Annotated in this window: 6 protein-coding genes; 2 read left to right on the top strand and 4 right to left on the bottom strand. The window is 62.5% G+C overall.

The genetic code is table 11. From position 1 onward, the window contains the following. Positions 1-687: competence/damage-inducible protein A (locus EOD15_RS30250; RefSeq protein ID WP_148129710.1), on the bottom strand; the 687-nt coding region annotated here is incomplete at its 3' end. Between the two features lie 321 nt (positions 688-1,008). On the opposite strand from EOD15_RS30250, the gene EOD15_RS37080 reads away from it, so the two are divergent. Continuing rightward, positions 1,009-1,290, top strand: a complete 282-nt coding sequence (locus tag EOD15_RS37080; protein ID WP_084016230.1) for a hypothetical protein — start codon at positions 1,009-1,011, stop codon at positions 1,288-1,290. A 151-nt stretch (positions 1,291-1,441) separates the two neighbouring features. On the opposite strand, the gene EOD15_RS30240 is transcribed toward EOD15_RS37080, so the two are convergent. The 3 genes from EOD15_RS30240 to EOD15_RS30230 form a co-directional block, all read right to left on the bottom strand. Beyond that, the gene (locus tag EOD15_RS30240) at positions 1,442-1,681 is read right to left on the bottom strand and encodes a DUF2188 domain-containing protein (protein ID WP_013532013.1); all 240 of its coding nucleotides are present in this window, start codon (positions 1,679-1,681) and stop codon (positions 1,442-1,444) included. Between the two features lie 30 nt (positions 1,682-1,711). After that, the gene (locus EOD15_RS30235; protein WP_013532012.1) at positions 1,712-1,990 is read right to left on the bottom strand and encodes a DUF982 domain-containing protein; all 279 of its coding nucleotides are present in this window, start codon (positions 1,988-1,990) and stop codon (positions 1,712-1,714) included. 248 nt (positions 1,991-2,238) lie between these two features. After that, entirely contained in the window at positions 2,239-3,342 is a 1,104-nt protein-coding gene (locus tag EOD15_RS30230) for an NADH:flavin oxidoreductase/NADH oxidase (RefSeq protein WP_127321241.1), read from the bottom strand. A 224-nt stretch (positions 3,343-3,566) separates the two neighbouring features. Between EOD15_RS30230 and EOD15_RS30225 the strand changes: the two genes are divergently transcribed. Further along, positions 3,567-3,922 (top strand): NUDIX domain-containing protein (locus tag EOD15_RS30225; RefSeq protein ID WP_127409115.1); only part of this gene is annotated, 356 nt, incomplete at its 3' end.

Genomic DNA, 3,922 nt, shown 5'->3' with positions numbered 1-3,922 from the left:
GTCCAGCGCCTCCTGGTTGCGGGCACGCACGACCAGCTCGGTCCAGAACTTGCCGTCGCCATATTTCGGGTAGGAGCCGATGATCGTATCGGGATGCGCTTTCTGGATATCACCCAACGGCCCGCCGATGAGGCCTTCGCCGAACGGGCAGGGCACGGTCGCCGAAAGCATCTTCGTGCCGGCCTTCAGCGTCGGCACGACATTGTCGAGCATGGCCTGGAAAATCGATGGCACGCCGGCCATGACGTGGACGTTGCCGATGCGGAAGCCAGGTGCGACCGACACCGGATTGTCGATGAGATCGGCGCCGCGCGGCATCCGCGCCATGCGCTTGCGGGCCTGCGTATATTCGATGCCGCGCGCGGCATAGCTTGCTTCCAGCATCGCATAGGCCCCGGCATCGTATTCGCAAGGCACGCCAAAAGCCTTGGATATGGAATCGGCCGTGATGTCGTCATGCGTCGGACCGATGCCGCCGGTGGTGAACACATAGGTGTAACGGCTGCGCACGGCATTCACCGCGGCGATGATCTCGTCTTCCTCGTCAGGGACGACACGCACTTCCTTCAGGTCGATGCCGATCGCCGTCATGATGTCGGCGAGATGGCCGATGTTCTTGTCCTTGGTTCGGCCGGACAGAATCTCATCGCCAATGACGAGCATGGCGGCGGTCACGATTTCAGGCATGGAAGGCTCCGGCAAGGCGTGTGGCCTGGGAAGGCGAGTGGTCTGAGATAGCGCGGCGCGACGGTAGCCGCAATGTCATCTTCGCGCCGCCAAGGCGAGCCGATGACGTCAAGGATCTAGGTTCGAACCTTTCGAGGGAATAGGGCACATGCAGCAATTCGTCGTCCCGGAGCGAACCGCCGCGTTCATCGATGGCATCGCCGGCCGGGCTTTGCTGGTCAGGGCCTCACCTGAGCCTCACGACAATTTCAAGGAACCATTCGGCTGACTACCGGGTTTTATGAGTGTCGCACCAAAGCGGCTAAGATACGGAGTGATTCAATGGTTACAAAAATTCTCGCAGCATCTGTTCTGACGATCGGTCTCGCAACATCGGCGATGGCGCAGTCACTGGACGACAGGTATTCCAACAATCGCGACTGGTGGCTATTCGGCAACAACGACCAGACAACTGTCGATCCCTATACCACGGGAAGCATCAGTGACGGCTCCGGGTTGAACACCCAAGGCAATACCGGCGCGATAGGCCCATGTGCCCACAACACGCCAGGCCCGGACGCTAACGCTGGGCAAAACGTCAACGATCAGTATTGCGGCAAATAGCCAGAACGCGATTTCCGAAAAGCGGATACCGATTTTCTGGATGTTCAAGGGCTAGTCCGCAAGGCCAATCGCTGGCCGCTGGCGCGTCCTCTCTCGGACGGCGCTGCGGTCGGCGCCTGCCGGACCGCTCAACATCAACCGCGATAGCGAATTAATCTGACACTTCTGTCTGCGGCCGGTCGCGGCCGTCGGCCAGTTCCTCGTGCCATTTGCCTTCGGCGTCCTCATACTGGATGCCGTCGGTCGCTCCGGCGACCTGCTGCTCGGCCGAGGCGATTTCGGCCGCACGCAATGCGTCCTGATGCGTGGGGAACGTCTCGGAAAAGGTCGCTCCGACCTTGTAGGCCCAGCCGCCGTCATGTTCGACGATCTTGTAAGTCAGCTTCGCCATGGAAAACCTCCGGTTGAAAGGTCCGTCTGCTCAATGCAGCCGGTCGTCGGGCAGTCTGTCGTCGGGCACCAGCACTTCCGATTCCTTGGCGGCTTCAATCAGCGCCCGGCGCGCATCTGCTGTCGAACGATAACCTTCCAGCACTTTGAGGCAAGTGTCGAGGGCATCACGATGGCGCGGGCCGCGATTGAGCGGCCACACCGTCATCAGGCACTCCGCGGCCTCCTGGGCGCTGCGGATGTGGCGATATTTGCCGACGTGGCCAAGTTCGACGACGACCGGCACTTCAAAAGGTTTGTTGTCCATCATGGCCGCAACGCAAAGCAGCCAATTTGGTTGCAACCATGGCCGTCAGCCTGCGCCCAAACGTCTCAGAGGCTGTTTGAAGGCTCTACACCTGCGGTCTGCGCCGCAACCGGCAAGAATGCCCCTGAACAGGTTTCCTCCCAAGCCCAGCCACGCCCACTCCACGCCAACAGCTTGCGGACGGAATAGCAGCGGAGCACCGTCAGGCCGTCTGGAGGCAGGAGGGCGCGCGTGTCGGGAGCGCGGACCGTTCAGCCCGTCGCCTTCATCCAATGCTGCATCGTGGTCACCGAACGGGCAAGCTGCGGCGCCGGGTGAATCGTTTCGCTGAATGTGGCCGCCGCACGCCATCCCCAGCGCGGATCGGCCAGGAAGGCCCGCGCCAGCGCCACCATGTCGGCGCGGCCCTCGGTGAGGATCGCTTCGGCCTGCTTGGGGTCGTCGATCAGGCCGACGGCACGGGTCGGAATATCAGCACCCTTGCGCACCGCTTCCGCCAGATGCACCTGATAGCCGGGGCCGGTGGGCAATTTCTGCAACGGCGAATTGCCGCCGCTCGAGCAGCAGAGATAGGCAACGCCCTCATCCTTGAGCGCTTTGGCCACTTCGATCGCGTCCGCCACGTCGAAGCCGCCATCGACCCAATCCATCACCGACAGCCGCGCGCCGAGCATCAGCTTTGGCGTAGCCTTGCGCACCGCCTTGGCGATCTCGACGACAAGACGCATGCGGTTTTCCAGCGAGCCGCCCCAGCGGTCCGTGCGCTGGTTGGACAAGGGCGACAGGAACTGGAAGATCAGATAGCCATGCGCGGCATGCAGTTCGATGAAATCGAAGCCGGCGCGTTCGGCCCGTCTTGCGGCTTCGGCGAAGCGCTCGATCAGTTGCAGGATCTCCTCGTCCTCCAGTGCGTGCGGCACGTTCCAACCGGTGTCGTAGGGGATGGCCGAGGCGGAGACGGTCTGCCAGGGATCCTCATTTGGCTGCAGTGGCCCGCCGCCTTCCCACGGCTTGCGGTTCGAAGCCTTGCGGCCGGCATGGGCGAGTTGGGAGCCGAATTTCGTGCCGGGTGCGGCGACGCGTCGTGCGGCGTCCAGTGCGCGGCGGGCGGCGGCCTCATTGTCTTCGGAATAAAGGCCGAGGCAGCCATGGGTGATACGCCCGCGCCGCTCGACATCGGTCATCTCGACCGTGACCATGCCGGCGCCGGACATTGCGAGGTTCATCCAGTGATGGAGATGCCAGTCACTGGCCGAGCCGTCGTCGGCGGAATACTGGCACATCGGCGCGACGGCGATGCGGTTGGGGAAGGTGAGGCCGTCGAGGGTGATCGACTGGAAAAGCGACGCTGTCATGAGAAACTCCGGGAGGGTTCGCAGCTATTTAGGCGACCGATGGCGCCTGCGCCAGACACGAGGCGGTGAAAGGGGTTCTGGACCAATCACTGACGGGATTGCCGAAATGCCGGTTCGCGGATACGCCTCGGCAATGCATGGCGCCCAAAAGTGGCCCGGTTTGGGAGAGCGACATGCATAAAACAGGAGCATAAAGCGCGACGCGCTTTTGCATGGAGACCACGATGGAAGATCGTATTCGCGTCCGTTCGGAGGAAATCCTCTCCGACGACTGGGCCGTCCTGAAGAAGACCGTCCTCGACTACCGCCGGCGCGACGGGCAGTGGGAGACGCAAATCCGGCAGACCTATGATCGCGGCGATGGCGCGGTGATCCTGCCTTACGATCCCTCGCGCTCGACCGTGCTTCTGGTGCGTCAGTTCCGCTATCCCGCCTACGTCACCGGCCACCGTGAGCCGCTGATCGAGGCCTGTGCCGGCCTGTTGGACGAAAACGATCCCGAAGCCTGCATCCGCAAGGAGGCGGAGGAAGAACTCGGCTACCGGCTGCAGAACGTCGAGCGGCTGTTTTCGCCCTATAT

It is taken from the genome of Mesorhizobium sp. M7A.T.Ca.US.000.02.2.1 (assembly GCF_003996995.1).
Classification (GTDB): Bacteria; Pseudomonadota; Alphaproteobacteria; order Rhizobiales; family Rhizobiaceae; genus Mesorhizobium.
This window is presented reverse-complemented; position numbering and strand designations above follow the sequence as displayed.